This is a genomic window from Paenibacillus sp. NRS-1781, assembly GCF_050467745.1.
GTDB lineage: Bacteria > Bacillota > Bacilli > Paenibacillales > Paenibacillaceae > Paenibacillus > Paenibacillus terrae_A.
Genome location: NZ_JBITPI010000052.1, coordinates 1 through 1,910 on the forward strand (window position 1 = coordinate 1; position 1,910 = coordinate 1,910).

The 1,910-nt window shown below is 53.1% G+C and carries 1 protein-coding gene; it reads right to left on the reverse strand.

The window, feature by feature from the left end:
• Positions 1-85: 85 nt before the first annotated feature.
• Positions 86-1,480, reverse strand: coding sequence for a group II intron reverse transcriptase/maturase (gene ltrA / locus ACIFO6_RS19640; RefSeq protein WP_430043091.1), 1,395 nt, complete (start codon positions 1,478-1,480; stop codon positions 86-88).
• Positions 1,481-1,910: the final 430 nt, after the last annotated feature.

Below are 1,910 nucleotides of genomic sequence, written 5' to 3' on the forward strand. Positions count from 1 at the left end.
AATCGAGTAGGAGGCTACCCATTAGTTGAGTAGCCGACCTCTCACACCACCGTACGTACCGTTCGGTATACGGCGGTTCAACCGTTTAAGTGCAATTGCGTCGTAGACGCTCGTACTGTGCAGGGAAGTCATAGTACCCTGCCCGTACGAGCCTTTCGTTTGTTATGGAGCGAGACAGCATCGGACTACCGGCAGCTCGCCAGTATCCCCTCCGTGTATTTCCCCATTGGTAGGCCTGCCACTCCGGTATCCCCAGCTTTCGCAGGTTGTGCACCTTCGTTTTCGGCTTCTTCCACCCTTTCCAGATGTACATGCGCATCCGCCTTCGCATCCATTCATTCCAGCTTTGCAGGATTCGCTTCATGTCGGCTACATAGAAATAGCCGATCCATCCGCGAATGTAGACCTTCACGTTCTCCATCACCTGTCGGGCGTTTCTGCCTTGGCTTCGGCTCGTCAACTCTTTCAGCTTCCTCTTTGCCTTTGCAAGGGATTGTCTGTGGACGCGGATATACACGCCTCTCCCGTTCTTTCCCAGCGCAAAGCCAAGGAACTTGAAGTGTTTCTGTGCGACGACGCTAACGACCTTGCTCTTCTGCGCATTCATCTTGAGCTTTAGCCTGTTCTCCAGATATGCCCCACATGATTCCAGAAGCCGTGTCGCCGCTCGCTTGCTCTTCGCCAGCACCACAATGTCATCCGCATAACGGATGACCGTCACACCTCGACTTTTCATCTCCTGATCGAATTCGTTCAGATAGATGTTTGCTAAAAGGGGCGACAGCGGCCCACCCTGAGGAGAGCCTTCTTCCGTTTTGCGGCGTATTCCGTTTTCCATGACTCCACTTTTTAGATACTTTTTAATCAGGTCGGTTACGCGCTTATCCTGGATTGCTTTACGCAAGAGGTTCATGAGTAGCTCATGGTTCAGCGTGTCGAAGTATTTCGAGAGGTCGATTTCTACCGCATGGCCGTATCCCTGCTCCGCATACGCTTTTACTTTTCGGATGGCTTGCTGCGCACTCCGCCCCGGGCGATAACCGTAGCTCCCATCCGAAAAGAGCGGTTCGAACAGCGGTTGCAACTGCTGGGCGATGGCTTGCTGGATGATGCGATCCACTACGGTCGGAATTCCGAGTTTCCGCACTCCGCTTCCATCTGGTTTGGGAATTTCCTTGCGACGTACCGGGCTTGGCTTATATTTGCCTTCCCGGATATTCTGCAGAAGCTCGTCTCTGTTTTCCCGCAGCCACGGCAACGCCGCCTCGACTGTCATTCCGTCGATTCCCGGCGCTCCATGGTTACGTTTGACCTGCTTGTAGGCTCTGTTCAGGTTGTCCCTGTCCAGTATCGCCTCCAGCAAGTCGTTTGCACCGTCTCTTTCTCCACTTTCCCGAGTTTCGGCACTCCGCGCTCCCGCATACTCTTCATGTTCCACACTATCCCTTTGCGGGCAGCCCTTTCGATATTCTGCTTTCATCGCACCGACTCTCCTTTCAGTATGTACTCAAGACTTACGATTGTTCGGCCCTTCCCGAGAAAAAAAAACTTCCCGGTAGTATGGCCTCTGCTGACTTCTCACAGCAAGCTTTACTCCGTCTTTCGGATTTTTTTTTTTTTCCTACTCCACGTCTGTGAGATCTCCCCGGGTAAGAGCGATAACCTTCCCCTCACCTATCTGCCACATTTACATGATGGGATTCGGGCAGTATTGGACTTTGCCATGTCATGCAGGTTCGTCCGTCCCATCATGCCTTCTATGTGATTTCTGTTCGTCAGACCGAGGGTTTGCCTCCGGCTTCCTTCAGATTCGGCCTCACGGCCGACACCCTTGCCTTTGGCTAACAGTTCCTACTGCCAAGCCTGTAGCGGACTTTCACCGCCAAGTTATCGCCCATGCCGGGCGCACA